This is a genomic window from Bradyrhizobium sp. USDA 4506 (assembly GCF_054058795.1).
This window is the reverse complement of record NZ_JBSSBM010000002.1, coordinates 5,399,146-5,417,473: the sequence shown is the minus strand read 5'-3', so window position 1 is coordinate 5,417,473 and position 18,328 is coordinate 5,399,146. Positions and strand designations below refer to the sequence as shown.

The 18,328-nt window shown below is 64.7% G+C and carries 15 protein-coding genes; 10 read left to right on the top strand and 5 right to left on the bottom strand.

Translation table 11 applies throughout. The features are described from left to right. Positions 1-29 precede the first annotated feature (29 nt). Entirely contained in the window at positions 30-812 is a 783-nt protein-coding gene (locus ACVIHF_RS27810; protein ID WP_253607075.1) for an SDR family NAD(P)-dependent oxidoreductase, read from the top strand. Positions 813-1,096: 284 nt separating this feature from the next. Here the strand turns inward: ACVIHF_RS27810 and ACVIHF_RS27805 are convergent, their stop codons facing one another. After that, complete coding sequence (locus tag ACVIHF_RS27805; RefSeq protein WP_253607076.1) at positions 1,097-1,900, bottom strand: enoyl-CoA hydratase; 804 nt, start codon at positions 1,898-1,900, stop codon at positions 1,097-1,099. Positions 1,901-2,283: 383 nt separating this feature from the next. On the opposite strand from ACVIHF_RS27805, the gene ACVIHF_RS27800 reads away from it, so the two are divergent. Next, the gene (locus tag ACVIHF_RS27800) at positions 2,284-2,937 is read left to right on the top strand and encodes a PilZ domain-containing protein (RefSeq protein ID WP_253607077.1); all 654 of its coding nucleotides are present in this window, start codon (positions 2,284-2,286) and stop codon (positions 2,935-2,937) included. 139 nt (positions 2,938-3,076) lie between these two features. Here the strand turns inward: ACVIHF_RS27800 and ACVIHF_RS27795 are convergent, their stop codons facing one another. The 3 genes from ACVIHF_RS27795 to ACVIHF_RS27785 all read right to left on the bottom strand — a co-directional run bounded on the left by ACVIHF_RS27795 (position 3,077) and on the right by ACVIHF_RS27785 (position 6,983). After that, on the bottom strand, positions 3,077-4,432 hold the full coding sequence (locus tag ACVIHF_RS27795; RefSeq protein ID WP_456792888.1) for an adenylate/guanylate cyclase domain-containing protein: 1,356 nt from the start codon (positions 4,430-4,432) through the stop codon (positions 3,077-3,079). 228 nt (positions 4,433-4,660) lie between these two features. Next, entirely contained in the window at positions 4,661-6,100 is a 1,440-nt protein-coding gene (locus ACVIHF_RS27790; RefSeq protein ID WP_253607763.1) for an IS1182 family transposase, read from the bottom strand. A 178-nt stretch (positions 6,101-6,278) separates the two neighbouring features. After that, positions 6,279-6,983 carry a hypothetical protein gene (locus ACVIHF_RS27785; protein WP_253607079.1) on the bottom strand — a complete coding sequence of 235 codons (705 nt, stop codon included), beginning with the start codon at positions 6,981-6,983 and terminating at the stop codon, positions 6,279-6,281. A 183-nt stretch (positions 6,984-7,166) separates the two neighbouring features. Between ACVIHF_RS27785 and ACVIHF_RS27780 the strand changes: the two genes are divergently transcribed. The 7 genes from ACVIHF_RS27780 to ACVIHF_RS27750 all read left to right on the top strand — a co-directional run bounded on the left by ACVIHF_RS27780 (position 7,167) and on the right by ACVIHF_RS27750 (position 15,091). Then, a complete protein-coding gene (locus ACVIHF_RS27780; RefSeq protein ID WP_253607080.1) occupies positions 7,167-7,787 on the top strand; it encodes a class I SAM-dependent methyltransferase in 621 nt (206 codons plus the stop codon). Between the two features lie 21 nt (positions 7,788-7,808). Beyond that, entirely contained in the window at positions 7,809-8,219 is a 411-nt protein-coding gene (locus ACVIHF_RS27775; RefSeq protein ID WP_253607081.1) for a DOPA 4,5-dioxygenase family protein, read from the top strand. Positions 8,220-8,365: 146 nt separating this feature from the next. Then, on the top strand, positions 8,366-10,732 hold the full coding sequence (locus ACVIHF_RS27770; RefSeq protein ID WP_256558646.1) for an EAL domain-containing protein: 2,367 nt from the start codon (positions 8,366-8,368) through the stop codon (positions 10,730-10,732). A gap of 261 nt (positions 10,733-10,993) precedes the next feature. After that, positions 10,994-11,983 carry a DUF2778 domain-containing protein gene (locus ACVIHF_RS27765; RefSeq protein ID WP_253607083.1) on the top strand — a complete coding sequence of 330 codons (990 nt, stop codon included), beginning with the start codon at positions 10,994-10,996 and terminating at the stop codon, positions 11,981-11,983. A 286-nt stretch (positions 11,984-12,269) separates the two neighbouring features. Continuing rightward, positions 12,270-13,319, top strand: a complete 1,050-nt coding sequence (locus ACVIHF_RS27760; protein WP_253607084.1) for an aromatic ring-hydroxylating dioxygenase subunit alpha — start codon at positions 12,270-12,272, stop codon at positions 13,317-13,319. Between the two features lie 14 nt (positions 13,320-13,333). Beyond that, the gene (locus tag ACVIHF_RS27755) at positions 13,334-14,086 is read left to right on the top strand and encodes a GntR family transcriptional regulator (protein WP_038382468.1); all 753 of its coding nucleotides are present in this window, start codon (positions 13,334-13,336) and stop codon (positions 14,084-14,086) included. Between the two features lie 12 nt (positions 14,087-14,098). Further along, positions 14,099-15,091, top strand: a complete 993-nt coding sequence (locus ACVIHF_RS27750; RefSeq protein WP_253607085.1) for a PDR/VanB family oxidoreductase — start codon at positions 14,099-14,101, stop codon at positions 15,089-15,091. Between the two features lie 14 nt (positions 15,092-15,105). On the opposite strand, the gene ACVIHF_RS27745 is transcribed toward ACVIHF_RS27750, so the two are convergent. Continuing rightward, positions 15,106-17,067, bottom strand: a complete 1,962-nt coding sequence (locus tag ACVIHF_RS27745) for a putative bifunctional diguanylate cyclase/phosphodiesterase (RefSeq protein ID WP_253607086.1) — start codon at positions 17,065-17,067, stop codon at positions 15,106-15,108. 277 nt (positions 17,068-17,344) lie between these two features. Between ACVIHF_RS27745 and ACVIHF_RS27740 the strand changes: the two genes are divergently transcribed. Further along, positions 17,345-18,328 (top strand): VOC family protein, encoded by a 984-nt coding sequence (locus tag ACVIHF_RS27740; RefSeq protein WP_456792887.1) that lies wholly within the window; start codon positions 17,345-17,347, stop codon positions 18,326-18,328.

Here is an 18,328-nt window from a genome sequence, read left to right as displayed (position 1 = left end):
CATGAACAGTTTGTTCTGGAGGCACTCCCATGAAGAATTCCGGCAAGGTCGTCGCCATCACGGGGGCGGCACGCGGCATCGGCAAGGCCTGCGCGGCGCGCTTCCTGTCCGACGGCGCCAGGGTCGTCATCTCGGATGTCGACGCTGCAGGGCTTGTCCACACCGCCCAGGAGCTCGGACATATCGATCAGTTGCGGGCCGTCGAGGCCGACGTCAGCAAGCGCGCCGATGTCGACCGCATCGTCGCGACCGCGGTGAAGGAATTCGGCCGGCTCGACGTCATGGTCAACAATGCCGGCGTCGCGCGCAACCGCGACTTCCTCGACATCAGCGAGGCCGAATTCGACGACGTGATGGGCATCAACCTCAAGGGCGCGTTCTTCGGCGTCCAGGCTGCGGCGCGCCAGATGATCGCGCAGGGCGGTGGCGGCGTCGTCGTCAACATGTCCTCGGTCAACGCGCTGCTCGCGATCCCCTCGCTCGCGACCTATGCGATGTCCAAGGGCGCGATGAAGCAGCTCACCTCGGTCGCCGCCGTGGCGCTGGCGTCGCACGGCATTCGCGTCGTGGCGGTCGGACCCGGCACGATCCTGACCGAGATGGTGGCGACGGCGATCTTCTCGTCCGAGGATGCGCGGCGCAGCGTGCTGTCGCGCACGCCGGCCGGCCGCTGCGGCGAGCCGAGCGAGGTCGCTGCCGTCGTGGCATTCCTGGCCAGCGACGATGCCTCCTACATCACCGGCCAGACCATCTATCCCGACGGCGGGCGGTTGATCCTGAACTACACGGTCCCGGTCAGCGAGAAGAAGTAGCGGGCAGGTTTAATCGCGAGCACACTGCCAAAATATCGAAAACAACCCCATGCAAAGGAGCCGGCCGGCGGCCGGCCTTCGACCAGGCGACTTGACGCGCCGCGCAAATCGGGGCTATTATTCCATTATTCAGAAATCGTGCGATCGCCATCCGGCGTCATCACCCGCGCATGCGCATGCGGGTGATTCAGTATTCCAGAGGCGGTCGTGCTTGAGCCGATGGGCCGCCGCGGACTGGATCGCCCAGTTGAACCGGGCGATGACCGGTGAGGATGAGGACGCCGCTACCGGCCCTTGAACTGCGGCTTGCGCTTCTCCATGAAAGCGCTGCGGCCTTCGCGGAAGTCCGCACTGTCCATGCATTCGATGCCGACCTGCTTGATCGCCGCCATGTCGCGGTCGGCTGGATCCCTCAGCACCTGCGCGATGGTGATCTTGGCGGCCTTGATCGCCAGCGGCGCATTGCCGGAAATGGTGCGCGCGATCTCCATGGTCGCGTCCCAGAGCTCGGCGTCCGGCAGCACGCGATCGACGAGGCCAATTCGCAGCGCCTCGGCGGAATCGATCCGCATGCCCGTATACATGATCAGCCGCGCCCAGGACGGCCCGACCAGCGACACCAGATGGCGCAGCCCGTCATAGCCATAGGCGATGCCGAGCTTGGCGGCGGGTATGCCGAACTGGCCGCTCGAGCCGGAGATGCGGATATCGGTCAGCATCGCGACCTGCATGCCGCCGCCGAGGCAGAAGCCGCGGATGCAGGCGATGGTCGGCTTCGGATAGTCGGCGAGCAGGGCGCGCTGGGCGGCGCTGCGCCGTGAATATTCCTCGGAGGCCTCGGCGTTGTGCCTCGTCTTCTCGAACTGGCTGATATCGGCGCCCGATACGAAGGCCTTGTCGCCGGCGCCAACCAGGATCACGACGCGGACAGCCGGATCGTCGCGCAACGACGTCAGCGCCTCGCCGAGCCCCTCCCACATCTCCAGCGACATCGCATTGCGCTTGTCGGGATTGTTGAAGGTGATGACGCCGACGCCGTCGACGACGTCCTGCAGGATCTTGCCGTCGGCAAGCGATTTGTTTGACATGTTGAGCCTATGAGGGTCCGGACTGATCGAGCGAAGGCTAGCACCCGGCCGACAGCCGGGGCAGGCGGTTTGGAGCACGGCGCGATTGCATTGCCGGGTAGCAACTCTCCCGGTAGTTGTACGGTTCGCAAAATAAACTGCCGGGCAACGGTTGCGCCATAGAGTGCGCCGCCGGCGCTCCGTCCCGGCTTAACTTTTTCCTAGTTTTTCGACGGTATGGCTGTACGCACCTGCGCGCCAGGACCATTCGGCCACGCGCTGGAATGCGTGCCGCAGCTCCCCGCTACCATCGCGTCGGTAGCGGACTTCCCCACCCGGACCGGCAGTGAAGCCGGTCAATCCCGACCTCCGTGCATTCACATCGCCTCGGGCGAGGTTCAGTCGTGTCCGTCGAAAAGTTTCTCAAGCAACGCGCGGTCAAGATCACCGTCAACGGCAGCTACACGTTGCCGAACTGGTACGATGCCCAGGGCAAATTGCGCACCTTCGCCTGCCGCACCACGCGCGTCTCGCCGTTCCGGATGATCGTGGACGTGCCCGTCGTCGGCAAGGTCGGCGACCGGCTGACTTCGTATTTCGAGGAGTTCGGCAAGTTCGAGGGCTGCATCACCGACACGATGAGCGGCAGCTTCCTGCTCGAGCTCGAGATGACGCATGCCATGCGCGAGAAGTTCGCCGACAAGCTGACCTGGATCGAGAAGAAGCAAAAGGATCCGAGCATCCGCGAGGCGCGCAACAACCCGCGTTTCGTTCCCGTCGCGCCGCATGCCATGTTGACGCTGGCGGACGGCACCATGCAGAGCTGCTTCATCATCGATATGTCGCTGTCCGGCGCGGCGGTCTCCTCCGAGGCGCAGCCGCCGGTCGGCATGCCGCTGGCGATCGGCGCCTGCGTCGGGCGGGTGGTCCGGCATCTGCCGAACGGCTTCGCCATCAAGTTCGTCGAGACCTACAAGCAGAGCGAGCTGGCCCGCATGATCTCGCGCAAATCCAAGGAGCTGCAGGTGGTCTCGGTCGACGCGGACCCTGTCGCCTAGACTTGGGCGTGTACTCATAAATCTGGTACGCGCGTGCGGAGATAGCGAGGTCTGAGTTGTCCTCCAAAGCAGACATCGACGGACGCCTAAGTGAATGTCCGCAACGGGCCAAGGCCGGACTCCCCCGCTGACTGGCCGTTCAATGATTACCCCCATCGATAACACGGAGCGCCGGTTGGCTAGCCGTGAGCGGCACGTTGTAGGTCACGATCGGCTGGGTGAGACCCTTCAACGAAAGTGCGCCAAGATGTTCAGTCGCTACGCTTCCTTTGAGAGCCACGTTGACGCGCTGGCTGAGCAGAATTTGGCCGTCCTTAGCCTCGCCGCACAGCCGTGCCGCCACATTGCACACGGTGCCAATCGCAGTATATCCGAAGCGCTCGGAAAATCCGATCTGGCCCAAGGTCGCGTAACCCTGGGCGATGCCGGCGCCAAATCCCAACTCACGGCCTCGCTCGCGCCAGGCCGCGGTCAGCGACGACGCAGCCTCGCGCATCGCGACGGCCATATCGACCGCGCGCAGAGCCGGGTCGGGGATCGGTACGGGGTCGTTGAAGAACACCATGATCCCGTCGCCGGAGAACTGGTCGAGCGTCCCCTCGAACTGGCTGACGAGCGGCCCGAGCGCGCCGTGATACTCGCGCAGGAAATTCAACACCTCCTCTGGCTCGGCGCTCTCGGTGAAGGCAGTATAGCCGCGCAAATCGCAGAACACGACCACGATCTCGCGGCGGTGGCTTTCGAGGATCTTCTCGTTTCCCTGCGAGACGATCAGTTCGGCCAGTTGTGGAGCGAGGAAGCGCTTCAGACGTCCGATGCGGCCCAATTCCTCGACTTGCTCGGCGACCCGCCCTTCGAGGCCCCGATTAAGCTCGGCTACTTGATCTGTGCGCTCCCGCAGTTCCTTGAGCAGCCGCGTGTTCTCGATGGCGATCACGGCTTGTGCCGCAAAATTTTCCAGCAACTCGACCTGCTTGTCGCTGAATTCTTGCACCTCCTTGCGGTAGACGGCAAAGGCGCCGACAAGCTTGCTCTCTTTGAGCATCGGCACAATCAGAACGGTGCGGGCTGCGGCGACCTTGTAGATCAGATCGTCGGGATGCTCGGTGGCAATATCGGCAATGTGAACCAGCGCCTTGGTCTCGACGAGGCGCCCCAGCGAAGGCGCCCCATCAAACGGCGCGATGAAGTGTGGCGGCGTTTCTTGGTCGGGCGCATACGATTGCGGCACGTTTTGCGCGGCCATTCGCGCTACCCGCCGCAACCTGTCGCCTTCGTATAGGAGCAGCGTCCCAAAACTGGCGCTGCAGATGCGCACGGCATTTTTCAGCATGGCCTCGAACACCGGCCCAAGCTCGCCAGGCGAACTGGCTATGACCTTCAATATCTCGGCCGTAGCCGCTTGCTGCTCGCGGGCCTCCTGCAACTCTTTGGTCACATCGGAGATCGGAGAAATGCCGCGCTTATTTTTAATGGGCTTTTTGTGGTCGCCCATAGAGTTCGCCTTGCGGGTTTTCGCCGCGCTCCTCTTGCCTCTCGTTTTTGACGGCCGCGCCATATCTTACCCTGGGGGTCAGGAGGCGCATCTTATAGGGTCAGGCCACAATTCTGGAAGGGCGGGTATAGCCAGAATTATCCCTTGCCAAATGGCCAGGCCGATGTCTGCTCCGGGTCTTGGTCGTGTAAAAACGCCAGTCCCGAGGCAGTCGGGACTGGATTGGTGTCATGCCGCGATCGCAGCCATCAGCGGCTTGATCCCGACGATGTTCATGACCCGTGTCAGATTGTAGGCCAGGACGGAGAGCGCCATTTCGGCCGCCACTTTCGGAAGCGTTTTGGTGAGGAAGTGTGTCGCTCCCATGCGGGCCTTCATGGTGCCGAACGGATGCTCGACAGTTTCGCGGCGCTGACGCATGGCGTGCGGGCTTGCATCAAGGCGCTGCTGCACAGCCTCGAGCAGATGCTCATGCTCCCATCGCGTAATCCGCCGTTCTGACCCAGGCGTGCATTGGGTCTTGAGCGAACAGCTTTGACAGGCCGTGGTCCAGTAGCGCCGCAGCACCTTGCTGTCTTCTTCATTCGTATAGCGATATGATAGCCGCTCCCCGGCCGGGCAGCGATAGACGTCCTCCTCTGGCAAATAGGCAAAGTCCTGTTTACCGAAGCGTCCGTCTGCCTTAGCGCCGGACGTTAGCGGTTTGGGCAGAGTTACCGTGATGCCCGCTTCGTGGCACGCAAGGATCTCTGGGCTGTTGAAGTAGCCGCGATCGGCTACAGCTTCGAGCGTCTCAGTCTTCAGAACAGCCTTCGCCCGCTTGGCCATATTGGCAAGTTGTGCCCGATCCGAGCCGCTGTTCGTCACCTCGTGCGTCACAATCAGATGGTGTTCGGTGTCTACGGCGACCTGTACGTTGTAGCCGACAACACCAGAGCCGCGCCCGCTCGTCGCCATCGAGCGGCTGTCGGGGTCGGTCAGGGAGATTTGCTGGTCGGGTGACGCAAGCATCTGCTTCTCGTAGACGGCAAGCTTGCCCATTTCCTCCTTCAGTTTCGTCAGCTTCTCGGTAAGCCTCGTCACCTTCGTGGCCAGGGCCTCGGTCGGCTCCTGGCGGTCGGCCGTGTCAAGTTGGCTCAGATAGCGCGCGACGCTCTCCTCCAACTGAGCACGCCGTCGCTCCATCTTCGCGCGCGTGAAGTTCCTGTCCCGGTTGTTCACGGCCTTGAACTTGCTGCCATCGATGGCGACGCTCGCCGTCGCCAGCAGACCCATCTCTCGGCAGAGTTCGACGAAGCGCGCACATACCCTGCGCAGCGCCAGGCCGTTGTCCTTGCGGAAGTCCGCAATCGTCTTGTGATCGGGAGCGAGCCGACCCAGCAGCCACATCACCTCGACGTTGCGCCCGGCCTCTCGTTCCAGCCGCCGGCTCGACTGTACCCGGTTCAGATAACCGTAAATGTAAAGCTTCAGGAGCACCGAGGGATGGTACGACGGCCGACCGGTGGCCGCCGGCTCCACACCCTCAAAGCCCATCTCAGCCAAACCGAGCGCATCGACAAATACGTCGATCACGCGAACAGGGTTGCTCTCGTCAATGAAGTCATCGAGGCATTCGGGCAACAGCGACCGCTGTCCACGATCCGCCTCTTCAACGAAGCGCCTCATCGATTCCCCCAAAGAATCACAGGAGAATCATAACAGCAGCCCAGCGTTTTCACACAGCCAGGGTCAGAAGGCGACATCCGCGTGGTCGGGGTCGCGAGTCCGCTTTACCTCTCGAAAGCGGACATCCCGGATTTATGAGTACGCACCTTGGTCTGCGGCCGCGCGTCCGATCCGCGCATTACGTCAGCTCGTCCGGATCTTCGGCCGCGCGCATCCGCGAGATGGTGTCCTCGGTTGCATTTGGACCGGCCGCCGCGATCGCGATCTCCCGCGCCAAATTGGTGCATTCGGCCCACAGCAGGAAGAACACCAGCGGCGGGCGTTCGCGCGCTTCCAGCAGTTGCCGGCAGCGCTCGGCCGCGCCGTCGATCGCCCACCACTGTTGGGCGACCACCATGACCCTGCGGAAGCTCCGCAACGTGCCGGAAAATTTTTGCGGATCCGCGCCCACGAGCGCGCCGCAATGGTTCAGCCAGTTCAGGCCAGCGTAGATCGCAATCCCGTAGTCTTCGATCGCGGTGCCGGTGAAATCGACGACGGTCTTGTCGTGCGCGCGCTGGCGCAGGAAAGCATCGATCATCTCCGCCTGGCGGGCCGGATCGACCAGCAGCGAGATGTCCTGCCGCGGCACCATCGGGACATAGCGCATCGCTTCAAGCCGCGTGTGCTCCCAGATCGCGCTGATGTCGCCGAGCAGATCGCCGGGCTTGCGTTTGCAGGCCGGATAGACCAGCACGCCATTGTCGGCGAGATCGAGATAGCGCGGGACCACCTTGTCGAGCGCGGCGAGAAACGCCGCCGGATCGCTGAGGCCGCGCAAATCGCTGGCGGCGTCTTCCGCTTGTGCAGGCTTGTTGCCGCGTGTCCAGCCGAAATTGGCCATCCCCGGACGCCCCGATCTCAACCCGGCTATCAGGTTAGTTGGAAAATGCGGCGAAGCAAATGCGGCATTTGCTGCTGCGCCGCCGTGCGTGCCCGCCGCTGCCGGTTGACGCGAGAGACCGCCGCGCCTAGCTGATGGTTAATGGCGCAACGCAGGTTGTTGCCGCTTTCGGGACCTATCGCCATGACCGCTTCTGATCGGCAATCGCATTGGCAGACCGTCTATCTGACCAAGGGAGAGCAGCAGGTGAGTTGGTCGCAGGCCGATCCGCAGCCATCGCTGCGTCTGATCGAATCGATCGCACCGGGCCGCGACGCGTCGATCATCGACATCGGCGGCGGGGCCTCGCGCCTCGTCGATGCGTTGCTTGCGGGCGGTTTCCACGATCTGACGGTGCTCGACCTCTCCGAAGCGGCGCTGGCGAGCGCGCGGGAACGGATCGGCGCAGCAGGTGACGCGGTGCGCTGGATCGTAGGTGACGCGACGATCTGGCAGCCGCAGCAGACCTTCGACATCTGGCACGATCGCGCGGCGTTTCACTTCCTGGTCGAGGAACCAGACCGCGCAGCTTATCTCGACCGGCTGCATCGCGGCGTCAAAGCAGGCGGGCACGCCGTGATAGGCACCTTCGCGCTGGACGGCCCGGAGAAGTGCAGCGGCCTGCCGGTGCAGCGCTATGACCCCGCGACGCTCAGCAGGACCATTGGTCCGGCATTCGAGTTGATCGCGCATGAGGCGCACCGGCACGTCACGCCCTGGGGCGCGACGCAGTCATTCCAGTTCAGTGTGCTGCGGCGCAAGTGACCGGCCAGAAGGAGAGCTGAGATGACGGACGCGCCACGGACGATCGGCGAGATCGCGAGCTATCACGCTCATGTCTATTACGACCCCGCGACCAGCCGGGACGAGGCGGAGCGGCTGCGCAACTGGATCGGCGAGCGCTTCCTGGTCACGCTCGGACGCTGGCACGACGTCAAGGTCGGCCCGCACGATCAGGCGATGTATCAGGTGGCGTTTGCGGCCGAGCTGTTTCCGACCCTGGTGCCGTGGCTGATGCTGAACCACGGCAGCCTGAGCATCCTGGTCCATCCCAACACCACCAATCCGCGCCGCGACCACCACGACGATCCGCTCTGGATCGGCACGCCGCTCGCCGTCCATGCCGACAAGCTGCCCGAAGAGGCCGAGATGGAGCAGGCGCCCGCGCCGAACACGTCGCCGACATTGCACCCGTGAGCGTCGTCGCCGGTCGCCGGGGTGCGTAAAGTTTGACGTAATTGTGCTGCAGCCAAGTCGTTTCAAACTCATCGCGTTTTGCAACGTGAGGTTAAGTCACGGTTCCTAGGCTCACCCGATAATTTCAGGGGCGGGCGCATTTGGGCATGTTCTTTTCGTTTCGAAGCCGGTCGTTGTGGCGGGTGGTGGGACCGCTGCTGGCCATCGTGTTGCTGCTGGGCGGCCTGTCGGCGGGCAGCCTGCAGGTGATGTCCGCGGTCAGGGCCTATGTGGCCGGCGAAAGCATGTGGTCGAAGGGGCAGAAGGACGCCATCCACTACCTGCAGACCTATGTCAGCACCGGTGCGCCGCTCTATCTGCAGAAGTTCGATGCCGCGATCGCGGTGCCGCTGGCCGATCGCACGGCGCGGCGCGCGCTGGAAGCGCCGGGCGACAATGACGCGGTGGCGAGGGCCGGCTTCGCCAGGGCAGGTAATCATGATGACGACATCGGCGGCCTGATCTGGCTGTTCAAATATTTCCGCACGATGCACCACGTGGCCGGCGCGGTGACGGCATGGCGCAATTCGGATGCGCTGCTCGATCAGCTGATTGAAATCCGGAACGAGGCGGCGAGCGACGTCGCGCTGCACGATCCGTCGGCTGCGACCATCAGGCATTGGGCCGAACGGATCGGTACGGTCGATGCGGCGCTGAGCACGCTCGCCGTCGATTTCTCCGATCATCTGGGCAAGGCGTCGCGTCAGGTCTCCGCGCTGCTGCTGCTGGTCAACTTCGTGATCGCGGCCTGCCTTGCCGGCATCGTGCTGGTCCACACGCGGCGGATGCTGTGGCGGCGCTGGCTTGCCGAGACCGCGCTCGCGGTCGAGAAGGAGCGCGCCCAGCTCACGCTGGCGTCGATCGGCGATGCCGTCATCGTGACGACGCAGGACGATCGGGTCGACTACATGAACGCCGCCGCGCAGCGGCTCATCGCGGCAGGGCAGGAGGTGACGGGACGGCCGCTAGCGTCGCTGTTCAACATTGCCGAGCAGCCGGTGCGCGGATCGTTCGACGCCGCCGACGAAAGCCGGCCACAGCTCCTGGTGCGGCCGGACCACTCCAGCGTGCCGGTCTCGGTGGTCGAGACCCCGATCGTGCATGCCGGAGAACCGGCCGGCCGCGTCATGATCATTCACGACATGACCGCCGAGCGGCGGCTGGTCGAGGAATTGGCGTGGGCTGCCTCGCATGACGCGCTCACCGGCCTTGCCAACCGCCGGCAGTTCGAGTTCGAACTGCACAAGGCGATGTCGGGCTCGCCGGCCGTCGGCGCCGACCTGATGCTGATCGATCTCGATCAGTTCAAGATCGTCAACGACACCTGCGGCCACATGGCGGGCGACCGGTTGCTGAAGCAGGTGGCGAGGCTGCTGGCGACCGAAGTCGGCAGCAGCGGCCTTGTCGCGCGTCTTGGCGGCGACGAGTTCGGCATTCTGCTGCGTGACGACGGCTCCGCGACGCACGACGTCGCTGCCGACGTTGCGGAGCGGGTCAGGGCGGTGATCGAGCAGTCGAGCTTCATTTATGAGGGGGCGAGCTTCCGGATCAGCGCGAGCATCGGCCTGGTCGGGCTGGCCGACAGTGCCGGCGTGCAGGACGCGTTGCGGCTTGCCGACGTTGCCTGTTTCCTTGCCAAGGACAAGGGACGCAATCGCGTCCAGGAGCACCGCCCGTCCGACACCGGCATGGCCGTGCGCGTTGCCGAGATGAGCTGGGTCAATCGCATTCGCAAGGGACTGGATGAGGGGCGCTTCTGCCTCTACGAGCAGGAGATCCGCCCGGTGAACGGCGTGCTGAAGGGCAACGACCGGCGCGAGCTCTTGCTGCGCCTGCGCGACGAGAGCGGCGCGCTGGTGCCGCCCGGCAGTTTCCTGCCCGCCGCCGAACGCTACGGGCTGATGTCGCTGATCGACCGCTGGGTGGTTCGCCGCGCCTTCGAGATCATCGCCGAGCGCAAGCACCAGCCGCGCAAGATTGCGAGCTACGCCATCAACCTGTCCGGCGCCACCATCGGCGACAGCGACTTCGTCGACTTCGTCGCCGGGCTGTTCGCGCAGCTTGACGTTTCGCCGGCATCGGTGTGTTTCGAGATCACCGAGACCAGCGCAATCTCGAACCTCGACGAGGCGCAGAAGTTCATCGCGCGGCTGCGCGAGATCGGCTGCAGCTTCTCGCTCGACGATTTCGGCACCGGCATGTCCTCGATCGCCTATCTGAAGCACCTGCCGGTCGACATCATCAAGATCGACGGTTCGTTCGTGAAGGAGATCCTGAACAGCAAGGTCGATCGGGCGATGGTCGAGATGATCACCAAGACCGCGAAGATCATGCAGAAGCAGGTGGTCGCGGAGTTCGTCGAGAACCTCGCGATCCTGGACGAGCTGCGCCAGATCGGGGTCGATTACGCCCAGGGTTACGCCATCGGGAAGCCGGTCCCGGTGCTCACCCTCTGGGAAGAAAAGATCGCCTGAGCTGCCGAAATCGTCCCGAATCGGGACCTTTTCGGTCAATTCAGCCCGCCCAAGGCTGATTCTCTGGCACTTTCCATCCGAAAAACGTTTAAAAAACCTCTCGTTGTGCGCTTTGTCTCGATTATGCCTCACTCTAATTCCCTGATATGATGAGTGATCGGTGAATCCCGGTGGGCCGGGTAACAGGCCCCAGAGCACCGAACTTGGGGATTGATGGGTCAACGAACGACGAAACCTGCCCGGCGTAAGTCGAGCCGCGGCATGTCTCTGGTGGGCAGCACGGCGTTTGCCGTGAGCGCGCTTGCCCTGTCGTCTGGCCTTGCCGCCTGGATGGTCGGCATCGACCCGACCGCATGGTTTCACGGTCCGGCGCTCGCCAACACCTCAGCCTCGCTGAACTTCGACGATCGCTTCGGCTCGCGCTCCACGATCAATTCGGCCTCACTCTATTATCCACTGCGCCGCGGGTTCCGTTCGAGCCGCGGCGATTTCAATTCCGAGTTCGGCCAGATCGAGGACGCGCTGTCCGGCCAGCTGCGCGACACGCAGACCGAACTGCCGACCAGCCAGTCGGCGACGGCGTCCGTCGCCGCCACGACCACAGCGACGACGTCCTCCGTGCCGATGCCGCGGTCGCGGCCGGCCGAGGCCAATCTGCTTGCGCGTAACGATCAACCGCCACCGCCACAGGCGCCGGTGCAGCAGGGCGACAATCGGACGTTCCTGCAGAAGATTGCCGACATGATGCCGGGCAAGATGCAGCTGGCCTCGCTCGATCCGAATGATGGATTGTTGTCCGGTCCGAGCCCCGACCTCGGCAAGCTCGGTTATGACAGCACGACGGCGGTCTACGACATCACCGGCCGCATCGTGTACATGCCCGACGGCACCAAGTTCGAGGCGCATTCGGGCCTCGGCAATCTGCTCGACGACCCGGCGCACGTGAATGCCCGCAACGCAGGCGCGACGCCGCCCGGCATCTATGAGATGAAGCCGCGCGAGAAGCTGTTCCACGGCGTGCCCGCGCTGCGCATGACCCCGGTCGATGGCAGCGACACGTTCGGGCGCGTTGGCCTGCTGGTCCACAGCTACATGCTCGGACCGAATGGCGACTCCAATGGCTGCATCTCGGTCAAGCACTACGACAAGTTCCTGCAGGCCTACCGCAGCGGCACGATCAAGCGCATCGCCGTCGTCATCAACATCAAGGATGTCCAGTCGGCCTCGACCCGCGCGGCGTCGAACTCGTAGGCTGCGCGCCGGCGCCTTCGGCAAATTGCGCAGGCTCCTGAAGAGTCCAGCCTTCGATCCGCTGACCGCCTCCAGCGCGGCTTGGCTGCTTCTTCCATCGTCTCGGAAAATCGCACCACGTTGTCGCCAGCTCTCCCTGGAGGCGGCGCCGGCTTGATTGTCTCCACCGACACGGTGCAACTATGTATACCGAAAACCGGACATGAATACCCTGATACCTCATAATTGTCTATTTTGCGGATATGATGTATACATAGCGTATTCATAAACGCTGAGAGGCGGACCAGTGCCAAAACCCTTTCCAATGAACGCGTGGTACGCGGCCGGCTGGGATGCCGAGATCAAGCACGCGCTGTTGCCGCGGACGATCTGCGGAAAGCATGTCGTGATGTACCGGAAGGGCGACGGCGAGGTGGTGGCGCTGGAGGATGCCTGCTGGCACCGCCTCGTGCCGCTCTCCAAGGGCCGGCTCGATGGCGATGCCGTGGTCTGCGGCTATCACGGCCTGAAATACAATGCGCAGGGCCGCTGCACCTTCATGCCCTCGCAGGAGACGATCAATCCGTCGGCCTGCGTCCGCGCCTTTCCCGTCGTCGAGCGCCATCGCTTCATCTGGCTCTGGATGGGCGATCCCGCACTGGCCGATCCCGCGCTGGTGCCGGACATGCACTGGAATCACGATCCGGCCTGGGCCGGCGACGGCAAGACCATTCACGTCAAATGCGACTATCGCCTCGTTGTCGACAATCTGATGGACCTGACGCACGAGACCTTCGTGCACGGCTCGAGCATCGGCAATGATGCGGTCGCCGAGGCGCCGTTCGACGTCACCCATGGCGAGAAGACGGTCACCGTGACGCGCTGGATGAAGGGCATCGAGGCGCCGCCGTTCTGGGCCAAGCAGCTGCAGAAGCCGGGCCCGGTCGATCGCTGGCAGATCATCCGCTTCGAAGCGCCGTGCACCGTCAACATCGACGTCGGCGTCGCGCCGGCCGGTTCGGGCGCGCCGGAGGGCGATCGTTCGCAGGGCGTCAACGGCTATGTGCTGAACACGATCACGCCCGAGACCGAGAAGACCTGCCATTACTTCTGGGCGTTCGTCCGCAATCACCGCATCACCGAGCAGCGGCTGACCTCGGAAATCCGCGACGGCGTCGCCGGCATCTTCCATGAGGATGAGATCATCCTGGAAGCGCAGCAGCGGGCGATGGACGAGAATCCGGACCGGGTGTTCTACAATCTCAACATCGACGCCGGCGCAATGTGGGCACGGCGCGTCATCGACCGCATGGTGGCGAAGGAAAATCCGCCGCAGCAGCTGCAGGCTGCCGAGTAGGCGAGGGGCGAGCCATGGCGGAACGCGAGACCGATCGTTCAGTGTCGCAGACCGTGCGGGCGCAGCTTGCGCTGCGCGACCTCGTTCTCTCCGGCGGCCTGCGGCCCGGCGAGCGGATCTCGGAGCTGCAGGCGGTCGAGTTCACCGGCGTGTCGCGCACGCCGGTGCGGATGGCGCTGGTCCGGCTGGAGGAGGAAGGCCTGCTGGAGGCGATCCCTTCCGGCGGCTTCATGGTCAAGGCATTTTCCGAGCGCGACATTCTCGATTCGATCGAGCTGCGCGGCACGCTGGAGGGCCTGGCCGCGCGCTTCGCCGCCGAGCGCGGCGTCTCGTCGCGCGATCTCGAGCCGCTGAAGGAATGCCTCAACGAGATCGACGGCCTGGTGCGGCAGGATCCGATTTCGGTCGAAGCCTTTTCGTCCTATGTCGCGCTCAACGCGCGCTTCCACGCGTTGCTCACCGAGCTGTCGCGCAGCCCGCCGCTGATCCGGCAGATCGACCGCGCCTCGGCGCTGCCATTCGCCTCGCCGAGCGGCTTCGTGATGGCGCAATCGGCGTTGCCTGAGGCGCGCCAGATCCTGCTGATCGCGCAGGATCACCATCGCATTGTGGTCGACGCCATCGAGAACCGCGAGGGCGCGCGCGCCGAGGCGATCATGCGCGAGCACGCAAGGCTTGCGGCACGCAATCTGCGGCTGGCGCTGCGCAATCGCAGCCATCTCGATCTGCTGCCGGCGCTGGCGCTGATCAATTCGGCAGCCGGCTGAGCGGAGAACGCCATGCGATTCATCGAGACCTGGACATCCGCCACGCTGCTCGCCGTGCGCGACCTCACGCCCGGCATCCGTGAATTCCTGCTGCGGCCGGATAACTTTACGGGTGCGCCCTATCCGGTCGGCAGCCATATCGATGTCGGCGTCACCATCGAAGGCCAGCCGCAGACCCGCTCCTATTCGCTGGTCGGCGAAGTCGATCCGCAGGGCTACCGGATCGCAGTTCGGCGCGCAGCGGATTCCCGCGGCGGCTCGCGCTACATGTGGTCGCTCGCGCCGGGCGTGCGGCTCACCGTCACGCTGCCGACCTCGCTGGTGCAGCTCGACTGGACGCGGCGGCAGTTCTGCCTGATCGCGGGCGGCATCGGCATCACGCCGATCGTCGGTGCGGCACAGGCGCTCGCCCGCCGCGACGCCGGCGTGACGCTGCACTATGCCGTGCGCACGCGCGGCGATGCGGTCTATCTCGATATGCTTGAGCGTGCGCTCGGCGACCGCCTCACCGTTCATGCCGGCGACGAAGGCAGGCGGCTCGACCTCGACGGCGTCTTTGCGGCGCTGCCGCAGGACACGATGACACTGTTCTGCGGCCCGATGCGGATGCTGGACGCGGCGCGGCGCGCCTGGGAGGCATCCGGCCGCCCGCTCTCCGACTTGCGCTACGAGACCTTTGGATCGAGCGGGCTGCTGCCGACCGAGCCGTTCCGCGTGCGGCTCAGGGGCGAGGGGACTGAGCTGGGGACCGAGTTCGTCATCCCGCGCGACCGGTCGATGCTGGACGTGCTCAACGAAGCCGGTCATGAGGTGATGAGCGACTGCCGGCGCGGTGAATGCGGGGTCTGCGCGCTCGACGTGGTCGATGTCGACGGCGAGATCGACCATCGCGACGTCTTCTTCAGTGACCATCAGAAGCGGGAGAGCCGCAAGATCTGCGCCTGCGTCTCGCGTGCCCGCGGCACCATCACGGTCGACACCCTGCATCGGTCGGACGCGCCCTGACGAGCCGAGCGGCGCTACGCCGCGTGCACCGAGTGCTGCGGATCGTGATCGAGCAGTGCGGAGATCTCGCTGCCTGACATCGGCCGCCCGATCAGATAGCCTTGGACCTCGTCGCAACTGGTCTGGCGGAGATATTCGAGCTGATCCGCGGTCTCGACGCCTTCGGCCACGACGCCGATCTGCAGCTCCTGCGCGAGGCCGATCACCGATTTGACGATCGCGGCGCAGTCCGGCTGGGTCAGCATGTCCCGGATGAAGGATTGATCGATCTTGATGCGGCTGAACGGCAGCTTGCGCAAATAGGTCAGCGACGAGAAGCCGGTGCCGAAATCGTCGAGCGCGACCGTCAGGCCGAGCTCGAGCAGCGCGTGCAGGATCGCGGGCGCCGATCCGTATTTCGAGATCAGCATCGACTCGGTGATCTCGATCTCGAGACGGTTCGGCGCGACGTTCGCCTCGGCCAGCGCGTCGACGATCGTCTGCAGGATGCCGACGTTCTGGAACTGGACCGCGGAGAAATTGACTGCGATCCGGATGTCGTCCGGCCAGCGCGACAGCATCGTGCAGGCGCGGCGGATCACCCACTCGCCGAGCTGGTGGATCAGTCCGCTTTCCTCGGCGATCGGGATGAAGACGGTCGGCGGGATCAGGCCGCGCGTCGGATGCTGCCAGCGCAGCAGGGCCTCGAAGCCGGTGACGCGGCCTTTGCGGATGTCGAGGAACGGCTGGTAGACCAGAAACAGCTCGTCCGCCTCGATCGCGTGCTCGAGATCCCGCTGCAGGGCACGGCGGTCGCGCGCCGACCGGTCGTCGCTGGCCTCGAAGAAGCAGATGGTGCCGGGCGCGGATTTCTTCGCCCGGTAAAGCGCGATGTCGACATGCTTGAGCAGGTCGTGGGACGTGCTGCCGTCCCGCGGCGCCAGCACGATGCCGATGCTGATCGTCCGGTTGACCTCCAGCCCATCGATCGGGAACGGCTCGGCAAAGGCCGCGACGAACCGTTCGGCGATCGCCAGCGCGTCCTCGGGCCGCGTCAGATTCGACATGATCAGCGCGAACTCGTCGCCGCCGATCCGTGCGACATGTTCGGCCGCGCGCGTGCAGCGCTGCAGCCGGGCCGCCACCTGCACCAGGAACTCGTCGCCTGCCGGATGGCCGAACCTGTCGTTGACCTCCTTGAAGCGATCGAGATCGAGCAGCAGCACCGCGAATTCCTCGCCCGACCGCGCCAGTCGGTTCAGTGCGCCGTTGAGCGCCTCATTGAAGGCGACGCGGTTCGGCAGATGCGTCAGCGGATCCTGCCTCACCGTCCGCTCGGCCTCGTGCTGGGCGATGATCCGGCGCCTGAACTCGAACGCGTTGACGAACACGCCGCGCAGCAGCACCGAACCGTAGACCAGCACCAGCACGGCCATCAGGAGGTAGACGAAATCGCCGTCCCGGCCGAGGCAGATCGCGGTGCCGACGAAGATCGGCGCGGTGAACGCAATCGCGGCGATCGGGATGGTGGAGAACGCGAAGGCGCCGCCGGCCAGCATTCCGGCGCACAGGCAGGTGATGACGAGCTGGGCGCCGCTCGATGCGTTCGCGAAGAAGGCGACGGGGACGACGCCCCAGGCCGTCCCGAGCGCCAGCGCATTGCGCACCAGCCGGTACATGGTTCGGCGCGACACGAATTGCGGCTTGGCGATGCGGCGCGATGCCCGCGCCTGCAAGCCGAAGAACAGCGCCGCGCTGCCCACGGCGGCCGCCCACACCAGCGCAAAGGCCCAGTCCGGCGATTGCCACAGCGCAATCGCCAGCACCATCGCGTTGCAGGCGTTGGCCAGCATGATGCCGAAGGAATAGCCGAGCACCAGCGAGACCTGTTCGGCGCGGATGTGGCCGGCAAGCGCTTCATCCGTCGGTGGTGCACCGAAGGCCGCGAGGTCGCCCGCGAACAGGGTCGCGAAATATGATCTCAGATGGGTCCGCATCACTACTTGCCTGCCCGGTTTGGCCATGGCGCAGTGGCGAAGAATTCTCTGCAAACCTTTGACAAACTATGAACTATTGGAACGGACCGTGCCGCGGCCGGCCGCTCCTTCGGTTCCACCGGCAGGCATTGCTAACAAATCGATACAAATGCGTGACGCGAGGTCACGGAGCGGCAAAGCTTGCCGCGGGCCGCGCTGCTTGATCCCCCGCGGGTTTTTCGCAATGAGTCGGGTTCCCGCGAACGGCAAAAACCAGAAGGTGCGCATGAGTCTCCCGATGACGAACCACGATCCCGGGTTCCGTATCACGCGGGCCAGCCATGTCGTCCTGAGCGTTCGTGATCTTGCGGCGAGCCGGCAGTTCTACGAAAAGGTGATTGGGCTGATCCTGACCGCGGAGGAGGGCGGCGCACTCTATTTCCGCGGCGTCGAGGAGGCCTGTCATCACAGCCTTGTGTTGCGCAAAGGCGAGGGCGCCGCCTGCGCACGGCTCGGCCTGCGGGTCTTTCAGGACGATGACCTCGACCGGCTCAAGGCCTTCTTCGAAGCGCAGGGATGCCGGGCCGCCTGGGCCGAGGTGCCGCATCAGGGCCGCACCCTGCATGCGACCGATCCGGCCGGCACGCCGCTGGAGTTCTGCGCAACCATGCCGGTCGAGCCGCGCATGATCACCAAATTCACCCGCCATGCCGGCGGCTCGGCGCTGCGGCTCGATCACTACCAGGTGCTGACGCCCGAAGTGCGCAAGGCATGCGAGTTCTACACCGCGGCAGGCTTCCGGCTCAGCGAATATATCGCGCCGGTGGGCACATTGGATCTGCGCGGCGTATTCCTGCAGCGCAAGGGCAATCCGCACGACATCGTGTTCTTCAACGGCGCCGGACCGCGGCTGCATCATTTCGCGTTTCTCGCGCCCGAGGTTCACCATCTGCTCAACGCCTGCGATGTCGCCGGCGAGCTCGGCTATGGCGCGGCCGTTGAACGCGGCCCCGGGCGCCATGGGCCGGGACACGCGATGTATGTCTACATGCGCGATCCCGATGGGCATCGCGTCGAGCTGTTCAACACGCACTACCAGATCATGGACATCGAGAACGAGCCGGTCGGGTGGGATCCGTCCGACCACACGATCTCGTTCCCGTGGGGACTGCCGGCGCGGCAGGCCTGGTTCGAGGAGGCGACGCCGTTCGAAGGTGTCGCGATCCGCGAGCCGCAAATGAAGCCGAAGCCGCTGACGCTCGAGAGCTACCTCGCGAAGTAG

Coding starts and splice junctions, on each gene's coding strand:
- ACVIHF_RS27795 (WP_456792888.1), bottom strand. CDS start 4,432: ATGGGCGACCACAAAAAGCCCATTAAAAATAAGCGCGGCATTTCTCCG.
- ACVIHF_RS27770 (WP_256558646.1), top strand. CDS start 8,366: ATGTTCTTTTCGTTTCGAAGCCGGTCGTTGTGGCGGGTGGTGGGACCG.
- ACVIHF_RS27765 (WP_253607083.1), top strand. CDS start 10,994: ATGTCTCTGGTGGGCAGCACGGCGTTTGCCGTGAGCGCGCTTGCCCTG.
- ACVIHF_RS27805 (WP_253607076.1), bottom strand. CDS start 1,900: ATGTCAAACAAATCGCTTGCCGACGGCAAGATCCTGCAGGACGTCGTC.
- ACVIHF_RS27785 (WP_253607079.1), bottom strand. CDS start 6,983: ATGGCCAATTTCGGCTGGACACGCGGCAACAAGCCTGCACAAGCGGAA.
- ACVIHF_RS27810 (WP_253607075.1), top strand. CDS start 30: ATGAAGAATTCCGGCAAGGTCGTCGCCATCACGGGGGCGGCACGCGGC.
- ACVIHF_RS27790 (WP_253607763.1), bottom strand. CDS start 6,100: ATGAGGCGCTTCGTTGAAGAGGCGGATCGTGGACAGCGGTCGCTGTTG.
- ACVIHF_RS27780 (WP_253607080.1), top strand. CDS start 7,167: ATGACCGCTTCTGATCGGCAATCGCATTGGCAGACCGTCTATCTGACC.
- ACVIHF_RS27740 (WP_456792887.1), top strand. CDS start 17,345: ATGACGAACCACGATCCCGGGTTCCGTATCACGCGGGCCAGCCATGTC.
- ACVIHF_RS27745 (WP_253607086.1), bottom strand. CDS start 17,067: ATGCGGACCCATCTGAGATCATATTTCGCGACCCTGTTCGCGGGCGAC.
- ACVIHF_RS27755 (WP_038382468.1), top strand. CDS start 13,334: ATGGCGGAACGCGAGACCGATCGTTCAGTGTCGCAGACCGTGCGGGCG.
- ACVIHF_RS27750 (WP_253607085.1), top strand. CDS start 14,099: ATGCGATTCATCGAGACCTGGACATCCGCCACGCTGCTCGCCGTGCGC.
- ACVIHF_RS27775 (WP_253607081.1), top strand. CDS start 7,809: ATGACGGACGCGCCACGGACGATCGGCGAGATCGCGAGCTATCACGCT.